Annotated in this window: 13 protein-coding genes; 10 read left to right on the top strand and 3 right to left on the bottom strand. The window is 54.7% G+C overall.

What is annotated here, in order from left to right:
- Positions 1-33 precede the first annotated feature (33 nt).
- From ABKW30_RS14635 to gltX, 7 genes are all read left to right on the top strand, one after another.
- Positions 34-384, top strand: a complete 351-nt coding sequence (locus tag ABKW30_RS14635; protein WP_348599640.1) for a diacylglycerol kinase — start codon at positions 34-36, stop codon at positions 382-384.
- Between the two features lie 52 nt (positions 385-436).
- On the top strand, positions 437-2113 hold the full coding sequence (locus tag ABKW30_RS14640) for an NAD+ synthase (RefSeq protein WP_348599641.1): 1677 nt from the start codon (positions 437-439) through the stop codon (positions 2111-2113).
- Positions 2114-2392: 279 nt separating this feature from the next.
- Positions 2393-3898 (top strand): DUF4173 domain-containing protein, encoded by a 1506-nt coding sequence (locus ABKW30_RS14645; protein WP_348599642.1) that lies wholly within the window; start codon positions 2393-2395, stop codon positions 3896-3898.
- Between the two features lie 9 nt (positions 3899-3907).
- The gene (locus ABKW30_RS14650; RefSeq protein WP_348599643.1) at positions 3908-4603 is read left to right on the top strand and encodes a response regulator transcription factor; all 696 of its coding nucleotides are present in this window, start codon (positions 3908-3910) and stop codon (positions 4601-4603) included.
- On the top strand, positions 4600-6156 hold the full coding sequence (locus tag ABKW30_RS14655; protein WP_348599644.1) for an ATP-binding protein: 1557 nt from the start codon (positions 4600-4602) through the stop codon (positions 6154-6156). The genes ABKW30_RS14650 and ABKW30_RS14655 overlap by 4 nt, the downstream gene beginning before the upstream one ends.
- 400 nt (positions 6157-6556) lie before the next feature.
- Positions 6557-8371 carry an ABC transporter ATP-binding protein gene (locus tag ABKW30_RS14660; protein WP_348599645.1) on the top strand — a complete coding sequence of 605 codons (1815 nt, stop codon included), beginning with the start codon at positions 6557-6559 and terminating at the stop codon, positions 8369-8371.
- Positions 8372-8674: 303 nt separating this feature from the next.
- Positions 8675-10048 carry a glutamate--tRNA ligase gene (gene gltX, locus ABKW30_RS14665; RefSeq protein WP_348599816.1) on the top strand — a complete coding sequence of 458 codons (1374 nt, stop codon included), beginning with the start codon at positions 8675-8677 and terminating at the stop codon, positions 10046-10048.
- Here gltX and ABKW30_RS14670 read toward each other — a convergent pair.
- Positions 9966-11036 carry a DUF2865 domain-containing protein gene (locus ABKW30_RS14670; protein ID WP_348599646.1) on the bottom strand — a complete coding sequence of 357 codons (1071 nt, stop codon included), beginning with the start codon at positions 11034-11036 and terminating at the stop codon, positions 9966-9968. The two genes, gltX and ABKW30_RS14670, sit on opposite strands and share 83 nt — an antisense overlap.
- A gap of 66 nt (positions 11037-11102) precedes the next feature.
- Positions 11103-13400, bottom strand: coding sequence for an NADP-dependent malic enzyme (locus ABKW30_RS14675; RefSeq protein WP_348599647.1), 2298 nt, complete (start codon positions 13398-13400; stop codon positions 11103-11105).
- A 204-nt stretch (positions 13401-13604) separates the two neighbouring features.
- Here ABKW30_RS14675 and ABKW30_RS14680 point away from each other — a divergent pair, with 204 nt between their 5' ends.
- The 3 genes from ABKW30_RS14680 (at position 13605) to ABKW30_RS14690 (ending at position 16857) form a co-directional block, all read left to right on the top strand.
- Entirely contained in the window at positions 13605-14426 is an 822-nt protein-coding gene (locus ABKW30_RS14680) for a UDP-2,3-diacylglucosamine diphosphatase (protein WP_348599648.1), read from the top strand.
- A complete protein-coding gene (locus ABKW30_RS14685; RefSeq protein ID WP_348599649.1) occupies positions 14416-15489 on the top strand; it encodes a glycosyltransferase family 1 protein in 1074 nt (357 codons plus the stop codon). Before ABKW30_RS14680 ends, ABKW30_RS14685 begins: the two co-directional genes overlap by 11 nt.
- Before the next feature lie 165 nt (positions 15490-15654).
- A complete protein-coding gene (locus ABKW30_RS14690) occupies positions 15655-16857 on the top strand; it encodes an MFS transporter (protein WP_348599650.1) in 1203 nt (400 codons plus the stop codon).
- Here ABKW30_RS14690 and dgcA read toward each other — a convergent pair.
- The gene (dgcA, locus tag ABKW30_RS14695) at positions 16854-17837 is read right to left on the bottom strand and encodes an N-acetyl-D-Glu racemase DgcA (RefSeq protein ID WP_348599651.1); all 984 of its coding nucleotides are present in this window, start codon (positions 17835-17837) and stop codon (positions 16854-16856) included. The genes ABKW30_RS14690 and dgcA overlap by 4 nt on opposite strands.
- Positions 17838-17865: the final 28 nt, after the last annotated feature.

Consider the following 17865-nt stretch of genomic DNA (forward strand, 5'->3'; position numbering starts at 1 on the left):
AGCTGACTTGTCTAAGATATTCAGGGGCAGGGCATGCATCGACTGGTAATGGCATTCATAAATTCAATGCGGGCGCTTCGGCACCTCGCCGTCCATGAAAAAGCGGTACAACAGGAACTTGTACTGTTTTTGCTGTCTATTCCCGTCGCCGCATTCATTGCGCCAACTGGTCTTTCCTTCCTCCTCCTCACTGGCTCATTGCTTTTTCTCATCATGGTTGAAGTCTTGAATACCGGCATTGAGGCGGCCTGCGATGCGGTTTCCCGTGATTTTCATAAGGAAATCCAGATTGCCAAGGATTGCGGTTCGCTGGCCGTGCTGATCTCGGTTATTCTCGTCGCGACTATCTGGCTCTACACGCTCTGGCACGTATTTTTCTTATGATACGCCCAGCGGCGACATTGTTTTCCCATCAACGAAACGATATATGTTCATTATGAGCAAAAATACCGACATCCTGCGTATCGCCATTGCCCAGCTCAATCCTGTACTGGGTGATATCAAAGGCAATCTGGCCAAAGCGCGCGAGGCGAGAGCCGACGCGACCCGGCAGGGCGCTGACCTTATACTCTTCACAGAACTGTTCATTTCGGGCTATCCGCCTGAAGATCTGGTGTTGAAGCGGGCTTTTATCGAGGCTTGCGAAAAGGCAGTCCAGGATTTCGCCAAGGATACTGGCGATGGTGGTCCCGGTGTCATTATCGGTACGCCATTGCGGCGGGAAACCGGTTTACATAACTCGGTGATGGTCCTTGATGGCGGCAAGGTCATTGCAGAGCGCTTCAAGGTCGATCTGCCGAACTATGGCGAGTTTGACGAAAAGCGTGTGTTCCAGCAGGGGCCAATGCCCGGTCCGGTTAACTTTCGTGGCGTACGTATCGGCATACCGATCTGCGAGGATATATGGGGTGATCTGGGCGTTTGCGAAACGCTTGCGGAAAGCGGCGCGGAAATTCTCTGCGTGCCGAATGGTTCTCCCTATTACCGCGGCAAGGTCGATGTGCGCCATCAGGTGGCATTGCGTCAGGTGATCGAGACTGGCCTTCCGCTGGTTTTTGCAAACCAGCTTGGCGGGCAGGACGATCTGATTTTTGACGGCGCTTCGTTTGCTTTCAATGCCGACAAGAACCTCGCATTCCAGATGTCGCAATTCGAAGAGCAGCTGATTGTCACCACGTGGCGTCGCGGCAAGGATGGCTGGGCCTGCGGCGAGGGGCCGATGTCGCATATTCCGGAAGGTGAGGAGGCGAATTATCGCGCCTGCATGCTTGGCCTGCGTGATTACGTCAACAAGAACGGCTTCAAGGATGTTGTGCTTGGCCTTTCCGGCGGTATTGACTCGGCGATCTGTGCTGCTTTGGCCGTCGATGCGTTGGGTGAGGAGCGCCTGCGCGCCGTCATGATGCCCTACACCTATACGTCCAAGGATTCGCTGAAAGATGCAGAGGACTGCGCAAGATTGCTCGGCTGCCGTTATGATATCGTGCCGATCTTTGAGCCTGTTGAAGGGTTTCTCAAGGCGCTTGGCCCGACATTCGAAGGCACCAGGGAAGGCATTACCGAGGAAAACCTGCAGAGCCGTGCGCGTGGTACGATCCTCATGGCCATCTCGAACAAGTTCGGCTCAATGGTTGTAACAACGGGCAACAAGTCGGAAATGTCGGTTGGCTATGCCACGCTTTATGGCGATATGAATGGCGGCTACAATCCGATCAAAGACCTCTACAAGATGCAGGTCTATTCCATGTCCGAGTGGCGCAACAAGAATGTGCCGGCGGGTGGGCTTGGTCCATCGGGCGAGGTGATCCCGGTCAATATCATCAGTAAGGCTCCTTCGGCGGAGCTGCGCGAAAATCAGACCGATCAGGATTCGTTGCCGCCTTATCCGGTGCTCGACGATATTCTCGAATGTCTGGTGGAAAATGAGATGGGCGTTGATGAAATCGTTGCGCGTGGCCATGAACGTGCAATCGTGGAACGCATTGAGCATCTGCTTTACATTGCGGAGTATAAGCGTCGCCAATCGGCTCCGGGTGTGAAGGTCACCAAAAAGAATTTTGGCCGTGACCGCCGCTATCCCATTACCAATCGCTTCCGTGACAGGCTGCAATAGCTTCATAGCTGATGCAGATTGCGGCGTGCACCGCGATCTGCACAATTCCTGCACAAAGCTCCTGAAATCCTCCGCATCTTAGGCACGGGGAATCCTTTATGTGCCCGCATAAGGAGGCATGCGCCAAATAAATCCCAACACCGGTTTTCCGTTTCCCGCTTTGCCCTCCCGCCTTTTGCGTGATGGCTGGTGGATTGATGATCCAAAGACGGATGCCAGTGCGGTGATAATTCCGTTTCGGCGCAGAATCAGCGAAGACAAATCAATCAGGATAAGAGAATGACCGCTTCCGTTTATGCACAAAAATGGAGTTTCCCTGCACGCCTATCGATAGTCATATTGCTGACTGTCGCGGCAGACTTCCTGTTTTACGATCATTCGGCAGGCATATCGGTGTTTATCTTTGCGGTCCTGTTGGCTATGGCAATTACCGTGGTTCACGCAAGAACAATCGCACAGCGGGGCCTGTTGGTACGTTGCACTTTGCTGTTCGCCGGTCTTCTTCCGCTTTTTGAGGAACTCACGGAACTATCACTGCTCATAGCGCTGTTTTCGCTGGCCGCCTTTGCCCTGTCGATGGCAAAGCGTTTGCGTTCCCGCTTCGATGTGGCGGTGAGGCAAGTAATTTTGTTTCTTATCGTCGTTCCTGCAAGGCTGATACGCGATTTTTTCCGTTGGCGAAAAGCGGTCCGACGTACAGGCTCCGGCAGGATCAGGTTTGCTGGCCTTGCAATCTGGCTGATGCCTGTTGTGCTCACGGCATTCTTCATCAGCATGTTCGGGCTCGCTAATCCGGTCATCGAACATTGGCTTTCGCTGATTGATGTTTGGGTGATATTCGAGCGTATCGAGATCATACGCATCATATTCTGGACTATTACTATCGTTTGCTGCTGGGCATTTATCCGCCCACGCTTGCGCCAGCGCATGAGCCGCAAGATCAATCTTCCAAGGTATAAAACCGTGACCACGATTGAGGATGTTGTATTCGGCAAGGCGGCCATCTTTCGCGCGCTGCTTATGTTCAATGTTCTTTTTGCAATCCAGACAGTGCTGGATGGAGCTTATCTATGGGGCGGCATCGCCCTGCCGGATGGCATGTCCTATGCGCGTTATGCCCATAGTGGTGCCTATCCTTTGATTGTCACCGCGCTTTTGGCTGCACTCTTTGTGCTCATTGCCATGCGTCCGGGCAGTGCCAGCGCTGGAGATCGACGTATCCGTATCTTGGTCTATGTGTGGATTGCCCAGAATGTGGTGCTGGTCGCATCCTCGATTTTACGGCTTCAACTCTATGTCGGCATCTATTCACTGACTTATTGGCGTGTTGCCGCATTCATATGGATGGTGCTGGTTGCAACTGGTCTTCTGCTGATCCTTGCCCGCATTGCAATTGGAAAAACCAATGAATGGCTTTGCACGGCCAATCTTCTGGCGCTTTCTGCAACGCTTTATCTGTGCTGTTTTGTGAACTTTGCTTATTTGATTACCAGTTACAACATTCAGCACAGCCGCGATCTTGGCGGAGAGGGCGTAGCGTTGGATACTTATTATCTGGAACAATTGGGGCCAGCCGCAATCCCGGCAATCCAGAACGCTATTGCTTCGGGGAAAATCAGGAACCATGAATTGCCACCACAATTGGCAAGTATCATCTATGTACATGAGCCTTATGGTGAGAACTGGAGTGAATGGACCTTTCGCGGATGGCGGCTTTCCCGCTATCTACGGGATCATCCCTTTGTGTACGAAATGCCCAAGATCAGGCGCAATGAATATGAGTAGTACATTGTAATGAGCCATCGCATCCTAGTCGTCGATGACGATCCGCATATCCGCGAAGTCATATGCTTTGCATTGGCGAAGGCTGGTATGACCACGGAAATTGCCGGTGACGGCATCACTGCGCTGCGTCAGTTCGAGAAAATAGCACCTGATCTTATCGTTCTCGATGTAGGTATGCCGGAGATGGATGGCCTTGAGGTCTGCCGGGAACTGCGCAAGAAATCCGATGTGCCGATCCTGTTTCTTTCGGCAAGAGACGATGAGATTGACCGCATTCTCGGGCTGGAAATTGGTGGTGATGATTACGTCACCAAGCCATTCAGCCCGCGCGAACTGACCTCGCGTATTAATGTCATTCTACGCAGGGCGCGGCCTTTGGCCGAGCCTGAATCCGCCCCGGTATCCATGAGCCATGGGCTTTTGAAACTCGACCCGATAAGGCGATCTACAAGCTTTGCAAGCAACGAAATTGATCTCACCTCAATTGAGTTCTCAATTGTCAAAAGCCTGCTTACGAGACCGGCGCATGTGCTCAATCGCGTGCAGATACTGGATGCAAGCCACGCGGCAAATGTTCATGTGTCTGATCGCACCGTAGACAGTCACGTCCGCAATATACGCGCCAAATTTTCCGCTGCTGGCTGCCCGGATATAATCGAAACGGTGCATGGTATCGGTTTTCGGCTTGGCCGATGCGGCGCATGAAGGACAAGCTTCGCCCCCGCCTGCGTCTGGTGGTGCTGGCGCTGCTGCTCGCGGTCATGCTGTTACCGCTGGCAGGGCTGTTCTTCTTCCGCATTTATGAAAACCAGCTGGTGCGTGAAACCGAAGCCGAACTGATCGCGCAGAGCGTGGTCATAGCAGCTGTCTATTCCCATAATCTGCGGGAAGCGGCTGTTTCACCCAATGAATTCGGTGCCCTCGTCAGTACACGAAATCCCCGGGAGGCACGCTACACGCCTATCGAGCCACGCCTTGATCTGGCGACTGATCCTATCCTGCCCAGCCGCCCGGATGCCGTTCCTGCGACAGCAAACTCTCAGTTTACGGCGATAGGCGCAGGGCTGTCAGATATTCTAGAGAAAACAAAGAACACGACACTTGCAGGTATTCGCCTGCTCGATCCGACGGGTGTAGTGATTGCCGGTGGGGGTGATATCGGCAGTTCCTTTGCCAATGTTGAGGAGGTTCGAACAGCGCTGGAGGGTCAATATTCCAGCGTCATGCGGACTCGCGTTCTGGATGAACCGGCACCATCGCTCTATTCGATCAGCCGCGGCACCCGTATCCGCGTATTCGTGGCGATGCCTGTTGTTCTCGATAGTCGTGTCGCGGGCGTTGTTTATATCGCGCGCACGCCCAATAATATTGTCAAACATCTTTATAGCGAGCGCGGCAAGGCAGCGCTTGCGGTGGTCGTCATAGTAGGCGCCACTCTTCTTATCGGATTGATTTTCCTGCGCACGATCAGTCGTCCGATCTACGAATTGATGGAACGCACTGCCAGAATTTCCGCTGGCGACCGCGAAGCCATGCGTCCGCTGAGCCATCACGGCACGCGGGAAATGGCAGAGTTATCCGAGGCTTTCCTTGATATGGCGCGCAAGCTTCAGGCGCGTTCAGATACCATTCAAACCTTCGCAACCCACGTTTCACACGAGCTCAAATCCCCGCTGACTGCGATTCAGGGTGCTGCTGAGCTACTGCGTGAATCCGGTGACGAAATGGATACGGCGCAACGGCTACGCTTCTACGATAATATCGCTGCGGATACGCATCGCCTCAACGAGCTTGTACGCCGCCTGATCGAACTTGCACGCGCCGAAAGCGCCGACCTCACGGCTGAGACTACATCGCTCGCCCGGGTGCTGCCCGGCATCAAACCGCCCGAGGGCTTGACCATCAATATTTCCAGCGGCGCACAATTGCCATTCCAGATGTCCAGCGAATATGCAGGGATCATTCTCACCAACCTTGCCGAGAATTCAGTGCAGCACGGCGCACATCAGCTTATTCTCAATGCCCGAATTGAGGTCGAGGCGATCCTCATAACGGCATCAGATGATGGCAATGGAGTTTCCAGCGGCAACAAAGATCGTATTTTCGATCCGTTCTTCACGACAAGGCGTGAGAATGGCGGGACGGGAATTGGGCTCGGAATTATTGCGGCCCTGCTCAAGGCGCATAATGGAACGATCAGGCTGATCGATTCTGAAGCTGGCGCGCGTTTCGAAATGATTTTGCCAAAAACAGTCTAGGCTGGCATTTGCAAGTCCACGTTGCGCGGGACCGTGCCTACACTGTTGCAATCTGGCCGCACCGCAAAACCAAAGCCATTTGCACAAAAAATAGGCGCTTGGCGTGGCAAACCGATTCGCCTATAAGCCAATCTCCGGCAATTACGACCGGGAGGTTCACGAATGGTAGCTCTCATGATGTCCCCACGGGGCGGCGCCAGTTCCTGATATGTGATGGCGGAAAGCACTCAAGCTTTCCTATTGGCTTCACAAGTCAAGAACTCATCGCCGACATTGGCCTTGTCCGTATTCGGCCAAGTCGCCACACCACAATGCCGTACTGATTCACTTTTCTTTTTACGCGGCATCTTCTTTCTGTAATTCCTATTGAGGCCGGTGCTTTGCGTACCGGACAATCGTCATGGCTTTTTTACGACTCGCTATCCGAGGCGGAGCTTTCCGCAGCGTTCTTGGATTCACCTGGAAACATTGGCAGGCACAGCCCGTGCGTCTGTCACTAACGCTTGTTGCCGTGTTGTTTTCGACAATGGCTGATGTGCTGACCCCGCTTTATTCCGGGCGGCTCGTTGATGCCATCGTCAAGGGCAGTCCGCAGGACGAAGTAACGTGGAATGCCGCAATGACGGCGTTCTTCGCACTGATTGCCCTGTCTTTCGGGGCAATTGTTCTGCGCTATGTCATCTTCATGACAGTGGTTAATCTGACATTGAAGATGATGTCCGACATTGCGGCGAATGCCTTTTATCGCATCCAGCGTTTTTCGACTGACTGGCATGCAAATAGCTTTGCCGGTTCGACTGTGCGTAAGGTCACGCGCGGTATGTGGGCGCTTGACCTGTTGAACGATACGCTGCTTCTGGCACTGTTTCCGTCCATCATCATGCTCATCGGCTCGACAGCGCTGATGACGTGGTACTGGCCGGTCATGGGTATCATTGTCGGTCTGGGATCATTGCTGTTCGTGGTGGTCACGGTGCTGATGTCGCTTGGCTTTGTTGCTCCAATGGCAAGCCTTGCCAATCGCTGGGATACCAAGCTTGGCGGTGCCTTGGCCGATGCGGTCAGCTGCAACATGGTCGTCAAAGGCTTTGGTGCGGAAAGCCGCGAGGATGCCCGTCTTGCCAAGGTTGTGGCGAAATGGCGTGACCGTACAGCCCGCACATGGCGGCGCGGTACGATCAATGGAACAACACAGGGTTCGATGCTTCTCATCCTGAGAGGCTCGATGATCGGCGCAGCATTGCTGCTTTGGTCGAATGGACATGCGAGTGCGGGTGATATCACCTTTGTACTCACATCGTTCTTTATCCTGCAGGGCTACTTGCGTGAAGTTGGCATGGACATTCGCAATTTGCAGCGTTCTGTCAATGACATGGAAGAGCTGGTTGATATTCAGAGTCAACCACTTGGCATTGATGATCGTCCCGGCGCCAAGCCGATCGACATCACCAATGGCAAGATAGAGTTCGACAATGTGACGTTCCACTATGGTGCACACAGGCTACCGCTTTACGACCGGTTCTCGGTAACGATCCGGGCAGGCGAGCGGGTTGGTCTGGTCGGACATTCGGGTTCAGGCAAGACCACCTTCGTCAAGCTGATCCAGCGCCTGCATGATGTGCAGTCGGGCCAGATCCGCATTGACGGTCAGGATATTGCCGATGTCAGGCAGGCATCGTTACGCCAGCAAATCGCCATTGTGCAGCAGGAGCCAATCCTGTTTCACCGGTCGCTGGCTGAAAACATTGCCTATGCAAAGCCTGGTGCTACGCAGGCCGAGATCGAGGAAGCTGCCCGGCAGGCAAGTGCGCATGATTTCATCATGGGCTTGCCGAAGGGCTACGGCACGCTTGTTGGTGAGCGTGGCGTGAAGCTTTCGGGTGGTGAGCGCCAGCGCGTTGCCATTGCCCGTGCATTCCTTGCGGATGCCCCGGTTCTTATTCTGGACGAGGCGACTTCCAGCCTTGATTCAGAGTCAGAAATGCTGATCCAGCAGGCAATGGAGCGCCTGATGCTCGGCCGGACGACATTGGTGATCGCTCACCGATTGTCGACCGTTCGCTCCCTCGACCGGCTGCTGGTCTTCGACCATGGCCGTATCGCGGAAGAGGGCAACCACGAGGCCCTGATAGGGCTCAAGGGCGGTATCTATCGCGGCCTGTTCGAGTTGCAGGCGATGGAACTGACCAAGGGCCTGATGCTTCAGGACGACTAGGACGCTTCGCTGCGGCGACCTCTTATCTCTCTCCCTTGCGGGAGAGAAAGCGCAAGAGAGAGTAAGTGCATCGAAATTTGCATTTGGCTCAAAGCGTGGTTCGACGGGGCTCACCATGAGGAAGGTTGTTACTTGCAGGGAGTTTATCTTCTGCAAGGTTGGCGACTAATGTGCAATCAACCACTTTCCTCATGGTGAGCCCCGTCGAACCACGCAACGACCGGAATGCAGATTATGCCACTCACACAGTGGGAGATGCCAATCCATATTGCCATTCCCCACCGCATCCGATATTCCCCCACCATGACCCCAATCGTACGTTTTGCTCCTTCACCCACCGGCTATATCCATATTGGCAATACGCGCACGGCCTTGTTCAATTGGCTGTTCGCGTTGAAAAATGGCGGGCAAATGGTCCTGCGTTTTGACGACACGGATGTTGAGCGATCCAAGACAGAATATGTCGAGGCGATAGCCGAAGATGTGGAATGGCTGGGCATCAAGCCTTTCCGCGTGGAATATCAGTCGAAGCGCTTTGCCGAATATGCTGCGGCCGCTGAAAAGCTGAAGGCTGCCGGTCTGCTTTACCCATGCTACGAGACTGCCGAGGAGCTTGACCTGAAGCGCAAGCTTCGTCTCGCACGGCGTCTGCCGCCGGTCTATGGCCGCGATGCGCTGAAATTATCTGACGAAGACAGGGCGAAACTGGAAGCTGAAGGCAAGCGCCCGCATTGGCGTTTTCTCCTACCGAATTTCAAGGGTGATCCTTTCGCTCCTGTGCGCACCGAAGTGCATTGGGACGATCTGGTTCGCGGTCCGGAAACTGTCGATCTTGCGTCACTGTCAGACCCTGTGCTGATCCGTGAGGACGGCACGTATCTTTATACATTCACGTCGGTGGTCGATGATATCGACATGGGCATCACCCATATTATTCGCGGTGACGATCATGTCACCAATAGCGGTGTTCAGATTTCGATCTTTGAGGCAATGGGTGCGAAGTCACCGCAGCTTGGCCATCATAATCTGCTGACAACTGCGACAGGCGAGGGCCTTTCGAAACGTACAGGCGCATTGTCGGTGGGCAGTCTTCGCCGCGCTGGCTATGAGCCCATGGCCGTTGCAAGCCTTGCGGTACTGACCGGCACTTCGGAAAACGTGGTGGCCGTGCCTGACATGGACACGCTGGCCGCAATCTTTGATCCGGCGGCTACATCAAAGTCATCTTCGAAATTTGATCCGGCGGATCTCGACGCGCTGAATCGCACGCTGATTCATGCCATGTCTTTTGCTGACGCGAAGGAGAGGCTTGCGGCTCTTGGCATTGAAGGCAGCGATGCAGAAGCATTCTGGCTGGCCGTTCGCAGCAATCTGACCTTCGTATCAGATGCATCCCAGTGGTGGGCAATTGTCAAAAATGGCCCCGCTGCCGATGAGGCTTTGGCTGATGAAGATCGTGAGTTTATCAATGCAGCTTTCGACATTTTGCCGTCGGAGCCATGGAGCCGCGAGACCTGGAAAGAGTGGACGGATGCTGTGAAGACACAAAGCGGCCGCAAGGGCAAAGGCTTGTTCATGCCTCTGCGTATTGCGCTTACGGGCCGGGCTTCCGGTCCTGAGCTTGCGGATCTTTTGCCCCTCCTTGGTCGGGAAGGAACGTTGGCCCGACGACCCTGACCTTTCGGTTCGGATCGATAGGCTTGTCCTCGCTCAAGGGTTTTGGCAATGGCGCTTCGGTCGCCGGTTTGCCCAGTTCAATGATCGAAGAGGGCTTTTCCTCTACCTTTGGAGCTGGCGGGGCGGGCTCTGCCTTTGTCTGAACCGGTTGCTCTTTTGGCTTAGCCGGTTCTGTCACTGTGGGCTTTGCCGGTTCGATTACCGGCAGCTTTGCGGGCTCGGTTGGTGCTGGCGTAGTCGGCAAAGGCTCTTGCTTCGTCACCGCAGGTTGTTGAGGGTCTATCGCGATAATCGATGGCGTTTTGGGCTGAGAAGGCGGTGCGGGCGGTGACGTGGGTTTGGGCGGTTGTTTTGCAAGTTCGCGCGGATTACCCATGGTCGAGAAATTGCCGGCGGTTTTCTGGCATGTACATTGCGGCGTAGCATTGGCGCCAGCCTTGCGGAATTTGAACGCGTTCGGCATATCCCGATAAGCCTGACCACCAAGCGAAATCATTGCTTCGGGCCGCTCTTCCCCTGTTGGCTTGAAGAAAAGCTGCGCTCCGGGGCACTGTGCCTGACATTGCGCCTGATCGCGGGGAAAGTTTTCCGCCCCTGTCTCATAGGTCAGCGGGAAATAATAACCGTCACATGTGCGCACGCACATGGTTTGGTATTGGCCACCCTCGATGGGAACCGGGATTGAACCGGGGCCGACAGGTTGCGGCTCGCGCCCTCCGTAAATCTCGTATGAACCCGGCTCTTCTTCGTCCAGTCGCGGCAGATCGCGATACTGATAGTCATTTATCGGGCAATTATTGGCATCGAGTGCCGCTTCAATGCGATCACGACGCAAATTGAACTCGTATTCGTCCAGCGTCGGATCATTGTTCAACCTGTCGAGACGGCTTTGCATGCGCGCGCAACTCTCGCTCTGCGCATGAGACAACCCGGTTACCGCCAGTAGAGCGGCAAATGCGGCAAGGATAATCAAGGGTGTCCGGAGCATGGATGGTCTCATATTAAAATGTCGATGAAACCATCCACGCTCGTGCGGCAGCAATAAGACGAAGGCCTATTCAACCCGTTGCGAGGCCTCTACAACAGCCAGCGCTGTCATGTTGACGATGCCGCGCGATGTTACCGAAGGCGTCAGGATATGGGCTGGCTTGGCTGCACCGAGCAGGATCGGGCCAACATGCAGCGCATCCGTAACAGTCTTGACGACATTCAGCGTGATATTGGCGGCATCGAGATTGGGGAATACCAGCAGATTGGCTTCATCCGTCAGGCGGGAGTGCGGCAGCACGCGTTCCCTCAGCACCTGCGAGAGTGCGCTATCGCCATGCATTTCACCGTCCTGCTCAAGCTCTGGTGCTTTCACGCGCAGGATTTCCGAGGCACTGCGCATTTTTGCGGCGCTTTCGGAATCGCGCGAACCGAAATTCGAATGCGAGAGCAATGCGGCCTTGGGCTCGATACCAAACCGGCGGATTTCGTTTGCTGCAAGCACTGTCTTCTCGGCAATTTCTTCCGCAGTAGGATCGATATTCACATAGGTATCGGTCAGGAAAAGCACGCCGCGCTGCGAGATAAGCAGGCTGAGCGCGGAGAAGTTACGAATACCTTCCGATTTGCCGATAATCAGTTCGACATTGCGAAGGTGCCGCTCGAAACGACCTTCAAGACCGCAGATCATGGCATCGGCTTCGCCGCGTACGATCGCGAGCGCAGCAATCACCGTGCCGCTGGCACGAACCATCGTCCTTGCAACTTCCGGTGTGGTGCCACGCCGCCCCGTAAGACTGACCAGCAGATCGACATAATCGCGATAACGTGGATCGTCTTCCGGATCGATGACATCGAAATCCTGCCCGATCTTGATTTTCAATCCATAGCGTTGAAGCCGCGTTTCGATGACCTGCGGACGTCCGATAAGGGTTGGAACGGCAATGCCTTCTTCCAGCACGACCTGAGCTGCACGAAGCACGCGCTCGTCTTCGCCATCGGCATAGATGACGCGCTTTTTCTCCGCGGTTTTTGCCGCAGTGAAAATCGGCTTCATGATGAGGCCGGAACGGAAAACGAAGCGGTTTAGCCGGTCGAGATAAGCGTCGAAATCTTCGATGGGGCGTTCGGCAACGCCAGTTTCCATTGCAGCCTTTGCCACAGCTGGCGCGATGCGCAGGATCAAACGCGGATCGAAAGGCGACGGGATCAAATAGTTTGGGCCGAATGTCGGTGTTTCGCCGGAATAGGCGCGGGCGGCAACGTCTGACGGCTCTTCACGGGCAAGCGCCGCAATGGCCTGAACCGCCGCCATTTTCATTTCTTCATTGATGGCACTAGCGCCGCAGTCCAGCGCGCCCCGGAAAATATAGGGGAAGCAAAGGACGTTGTTGACCTGATTGGGGAAGTCCGACCGGCCTGTGCAGATCATCGCGTCAGCGCGTGCAGCGCGCGCTACTTCCGGCATGATTTCCGGATTAGGATTGGCGAGCGCCATAATCAGCGGATTTGGCGCCATCTGTTTCAGCAGTTCAGGTTTCAACACGCCTGCTGCTGACAGGCCGAGAAACACATCTGCTCCGCCAATAACATCGGCCAGAACACGCGCATCGGTCTTCTGTACATAAACGGACTTCCAGCGATCCATAAGTGTGTTGCGGCCTTCATAGACCACACCATCAAGGTCGCAGACCCAGATATTCTTGCGATCTGCGCCAAGCTTGACGAGAAGGTTGAGACAGGCAAGCGCTGCCGCGCCAGCACCGGAAGCAACGATCTTGACCTTTGACAGGTCTTTGCCGGCAAGCTCCATACCATTGATGATGGCGGCTGCGACGATGATGGCCGTGCCGTGCTGGTCATCGTGGAACACCGGAATGTTCATCTTCTCGCGAAGCTGCTCTTCGACTTCGAAGCACTCCGGTGCCTTGATATCCTCAAGGTTTATGCCGCCGAATGTTGGCTCAAGAGCTGCAACAACATCGACAATCCTGTTGATTTCCTGCGCATCAATTTCGATGTCGAATACGTCAATATTGGCGAATTTCTTGAAAAGGACCGCCTTGCCTTCCATTACAGGCTTGGAAGCGAGTGGTCCGATATTGCCAAGACCAAGCACGGCAGTACCGTTGGAAACCACTGCAACCAGATTGGCGCGGCTGGTGTAATCGGCAGCCTTGGACGGGTCTGCGTGGATGGCCAGACAGGGAGCGGCAACACCTGGAGAATAGGCGAGGGCAAGGTCGCGCTGGTTGCCAAGCGGCTTTGTCGCCTGAATTTCCAGCTTACCCGGCGTCGGAAAGCGATGGTAAAACAGCGCGCTTTCATCAAGTTCTGAATTGCCGGGTGTGTTGTCCTGAGCCATGAATTGGTTCCTTCCGGAGTATCGGTCTGCGTCTTTGGTCTAAAATTCAACTGTCCATCTGAGGCTTAAATGAACCCAGATTTGATACAAGTCTTTATCGCGTAAGTCTGCATTTTTCCTTGCCGTCATAAGACTGTGACATGAATCGGGTTTGTGTCGCGCAGAAAGACGCATATGCGTCAGCGCGATACGGAGATCCGCATCATGGTCGAGACCGAACCCAAAAAGTTTCGCACGCTGTTTCTGTCCGATATCCATCTCGGTTCAAAAGGTGCCAAGGCCAGCTTTTTGCTGGACTTTCTGAAGTATCACGACGCCGAAACCATATATCTCGTCGGCGACATTGTTGATGGCTGGCGGTTGCGCCGCTCATGGCATTGGCCGCAGGAGCACAATGATATTGTGCAGAAACTCCTGCGCAAAAGCCGCAAGGGCGCGACAATTCATTACATTGCCGGAAATCATGACGAGTTCCTGCGTGACTTTCAGGGTACGCATTTCGGCGGCATTGAAGTCACGGACCGCATGATGCACGAAACGGCCGATGGCCGTAAATTCCTTGTGATCCACGGCGATCAGTTCGATGTGGTTGTTCGTAACGCCCGTCATATCGCATATCTTGGTGATTGGGCCTATGACGCGGCGCTGGCCATCAACACGGTGATGAACAAGGTGCGCCGCCGCCTTGGCCTGCGCTACTGGTCGTTCTCCGCCTGGGCAAAGTTCCGCGTCAAGAAAGCCGTCAATTTCATCGGCTCTTTCCAGACCGTTGTTTCCGACGAGGCACGCCGTATCGGAGCGGATGGCGTCATTTGCGGCCATATTCACCACGCCACCATCGAACAGATCGACGGTATCGAATATATCAATACCGGAGATTGGGTGGAAAGCTGCACGGCAATTGTCGAACATTTCGACGGCCGGATGGAACTCCTTTCATGGACTCACCTCATCGGCGAACAGGCAGGATTTGCTCCCGTGATCCAGATTGCCGACAAGCGGCCAAAGGCGGCGAATGCGGCGTGACGAGGTAAAACGGCTCGTCATCGTTTCGGATGCTTGGCATCCGCAAGTGAATGGCGTCGTGCGGACCCTGACCAAGGTGCGCGAGGAAATGGAAGCGCGGGGCTTCGAGGTGACGATCATTTCCCCGGCGGACTACCGTTCAGCACCTTGCCCGACATATCCGGAAATCCGGCTTGCATTGACTTTGCCCTCTGCCGTCAAGGCGCGCATTGAGGCCATACAGCCTGCCTATGTGCATATCGCCACCGAAGGGCCGCTTGGCATGATGGCACGGCGCGCCTGCATCAAGAATAACTGGCGCTTTACGACCAGCTTCCATACCCGTTTTCCCGAGTATCTGCGCAAGCGCCTGCCGGTCCCGCTATCCTGGTCCTATGGCTGGTTGCGCCGCTTTCACAATGCCGCCGAATCCTGTCTGGTGCCGACGCAGTCGATCCATGACGAATTGGTTGCACGCGGCTTTGAAACCCTGAAAGTGTGGACGCGAGGCGTCGACCGGCAATTGTTCCGGCCACAGCCGGACATTGATCTGGGCTTGCAGCATCCTGTTTTCATTTGTGTGGGGCGTGTTGCCATCGAGAAGAATCTCGAAGCGTTCCTGTCGCTGGATCTGCCGGGCACGAAACTGATTATTGGTGATGGTCCCGACCTCGACAATCTGAAGCGCCAATATCCAAAGGCTGTCTTTGCCGGGAAACATGAAGGTGAAGCACTGGCAAGATACTATGCCGGGGCCGATGTCTTCGTCTTCCCGAGCCGCACCGATACGTTCGGGCTGGTACTCTTGGAGGCCATCGCCTCCGGATTGCCGGTTGCGGCCTATCCTGTACCGGGGTCGAAAGATGTTATCGACGCGACCGGCGCTGGTGTTCTATCGGAAGATTTGGGCGAGGCTGCACTGGCGGCACTGGCCATGGGTAATGTTGATCCGGAAACCACCTTGGAAGGATTCAGCTGGAAAGCTTGTGCCGATATATTCGAAAGCATTCTGACGAAGATAGGCGTCTCCCGCGAAGTGCCCGGGCGTGTGGTCAAACCCAGCCGGACTATTTCTGTTCGTTAGATATTGTGAATCATCGTTCGTGCGTGCCGGGAACACAATGAATTTGTGCGTATGGTCCGCCTCTAATTCTATGAACTCGTTGAATTTCATGATAATTGCGAATCTCAAGGCAACGCATGGTTGCGATTCTGCCTGAGCAGCTCCGAACTTCCGAAAGTTCCACCAATGACAGCCGCCGTTGCGGATTTAAGCCAAGGCAAACCGTCTCGCTTCGAGCTACGGATTGCACTGACCTATTTTGCTATTTTCATGTCCAGCGGGTTGCACCTGCCATATTTCCCGCTCTGGCTTGAATACCGTTCACTGACGCCGACGGAAATCTCCATTGTTCTGTCAATGCCGCTGTTTGTGCGGGTTATCGCGGCACCACTGGTTTCGATGCTTGCAGACCGCTCCAATGATCGCGCGCATATCCTTACGCTGTGTACAGTTCTGGCAGTTATTGTTGCGGCATTCTATTTCGTGCCATTTGGTTTTGTCGGCATTCTTGCCGTATCGCTGCTGCTTTCTCCGCCATGGACATCGCAAGTGCCGGTGGCCGACACAATCGCGCTGTCAGGCGTTCGGCGTTATGGAGCCGATTTTGCCAAGATGCGGGTTTGGGGATCGATCTCGTTCCTGCTCACATCCTTTGTCGCCGGCATGTTCATCCAGCGGTTTGGCGAGCACATCATTCCCTGGGCCTTGCTTGGCGCACTCCTGCTTGCCTGCGGTATGAGTTTCATCGTTCCCCGGATTGGCAAGCCACGCCGTCTGTCACCGCTTTCCGACGTGGATATAGCGGATGCGGGCAGGGCACTGCGCCGACCGGCTTTCGTGACTTTTCTGATCGCGACTGGCATCACTCAGGCTAGCCATGCCTATGGTTACAGTTTCTCAGCGATCTACTGGAAATCAATTGGCATAGAAGAAACCGTTATCGGTGCTTTCTGGTCGATTTCGGTGGTTGCGGAAGTGATCATGTTCACCTGTTTCCGCCGCATCTTCGGCAATTTTCATCCTGCCAAGGTGCTGATGATCGGTTCTGCCATCGCGATGTTCCGCTGGGCGGTGTTCCCGCTCATCGAACCTTTCGGGCTTGGTGTTGGTGGATTTCTGGTCGTTCAATGTCTGCATTGCTTTTCGTTCGCCCTGTCATTTCTTGGTATGCAGAAAATGATCGTGCTGACCATTCCCGAAGAGCGCGGGGGCACGGCGCAGGGACTATCGACTTTCTTTATTGGTACGTCGCTGGCAATCGCTACCATGGCGTCAGGCCCGCTTTATGCGGCGACGGGAATTTACGGCTTCTACGCGATGGTGGTGCTCGCTGCTATTGGCCTTGCACTAGCAGTGGTCTCGCTGAAGCTTGAGCAGCGCGAGGCTTAGCCCCACAGTTCGGGTTTTGGTGGCGAAACACGGCTTCCTGTGAATTCAAGTCCGGGCGCCCGATCTTCTTTAAGGATCAGCGGGCCATCGAGATCGACGAAATCTGCGTCCTGCGCAACGAGAACCGCAGGTGCCATGGCCAATGATGTGCCCACCATGCACCCCACCATAATACCGAAGCCGAGTTCGCGTGCACGTTTCTGCATGCGCAGCGCCTCTGTCAGGCCGCCGGTCTTGTCCAGTTTGATATTGATGCTGTCATAGCGACCCAGCAGCGTATGCAGATCGTCGGTTCCGTGGGCACTTTCATCAGCGCAGATCGGCACGGGGTGAGGTATCTTCGCGAGAATCGCATCATTTCCGGCAGGCAGAGGCTGCTCGATAAGCACAATGCCCGCCTTGGCACATGCCAGCATGTTTTCAACGATATTGGCGTCAGTCCAGCCCTCATTGGCATCGATTATGATGCGGCTTGAAGGTGCAGCTTCCGCCACCGCGCGTATCCGCTCCGCATCGTTTTCGCCACCAACCTTGACCTTGATCAATGGCCTGTCTGCGAAATTTCGCGCGGCCTCCGCCATGGTTGCAGCATCGCCAAATGAAACGGTTACAGCAGTTGTCAGGTCGTGCAAGGCTGGCATGTCCAGTATTGACGTTACGCTACTGTGGTTACGTTTCGCTTCCAGATCCCACAGGGCGCAATCCACCGCATTGCGTGCAGCGCCCGCATGGATCAGCGTGACCAAACCGTCACGAGTCGCGCCATTCTTCAGAGCACCACGCAAAGCTTCAATTTCGGCGACTACGGATTCTATGCTCTCGCCATAACGGGCATAGGGTACGCATTCACCGCGGCCACTATAAGCACCATCGGTCAACGTGCAGACGACAATTGCCGCTTCCGTTTTGGAACCACGGGAGATTGTAAACGTTCCGGCAATGGGCCAGCGCTCTACCGCAATATCCAGATTAATTGACATGATTTACGCCTTAATTGTTCAAGTGACA

It is taken from the genome of Phyllobacterium sp. SB3, from assembly GCF_040009165.1.
GTDB lineage: Bacteria > Pseudomonadota > Alphaproteobacteria > Rhizobiales > Rhizobiaceae > Phyllobacterium.

Excerpts from the sequence above, each read along its gene's own strand:
- ABKW30_RS14635 (WP_348599640.1), top strand. The coding sequence starts at position 34 with ATGCATCGACTGGTAATGGCATTCATAAATTCAATGCGGGCGCTTCGG.
- ABKW30_RS14640 (WP_348599641.1), top strand. The coding sequence starts at position 437 with ATGAGCAAAAATACCGACATCCTGCGTATCGCCATTGCCCAGCTCAAT.
- ABKW30_RS14645 (WP_348599642.1), top strand. The coding sequence starts at position 2,393 with ATGACCGCTTCCGTTTATGCACAAAAATGGAGTTTCCCTGCACGCCTA.
- ABKW30_RS14650 (WP_348599643.1), top strand. The coding sequence starts at position 3,908 with ATGAGCCATCGCATCCTAGTCGTCGATGACGATCCGCATATCCGCGAA.
- ABKW30_RS14655 (WP_348599644.1), top strand. The coding sequence starts at position 4,600 with ATGAAGGACAAGCTTCGCCCCCGCCTGCGTCTGGTGGTGCTGGCGCTG.
- ABKW30_RS14660 (WP_348599645.1), top strand. The coding sequence starts at position 6,557 with ATGGCTTTTTTACGACTCGCTATCCGAGGCGGAGCTTTCCGCAGCGTT.
- gltX (WP_348599816.1), top strand. The coding sequence starts at position 8,675 with ATGACCCCAATCGTACGTTTTGCTCCTTCACCCACCGGCTATATCCAT.
- ABKW30_RS14670 (WP_348599646.1), bottom strand. The coding sequence starts at position 11,036 with ATGCTCCGGACACCCTTGATTATCCTTGCCGCATTTGCCGCTCTACTG.
- ABKW30_RS14675 (WP_348599647.1), bottom strand. The coding sequence starts at position 13,400 with ATGGCTCAGGACAACACACCCGGCAATTCAGAACTTGATGAAAGCGCG.
- ABKW30_RS14680 (WP_348599648.1), top strand. The coding sequence starts at position 13,605 with ATGGTCGAGACCGAACCCAAAAAGTTTCGCACGCTGTTTCTGTCCGAT.
- ABKW30_RS14685 (WP_348599649.1), top strand. The coding sequence starts at position 14,416 with ATGCGGCGTGACGAGGTAAAACGGCTCGTCATCGTTTCGGATGCTTGG.
- ABKW30_RS14690 (WP_348599650.1), top strand. The coding sequence starts at position 15,655 with ATGACAGCCGCCGTTGCGGATTTAAGCCAAGGCAAACCGTCTCGCTTC.
- dgcA (WP_348599651.1), bottom strand. The coding sequence starts at position 17,837 with ATGTCAATTAATCTGGATATTGCGGTAGAGCGCTGGCCCATTGCCGGA.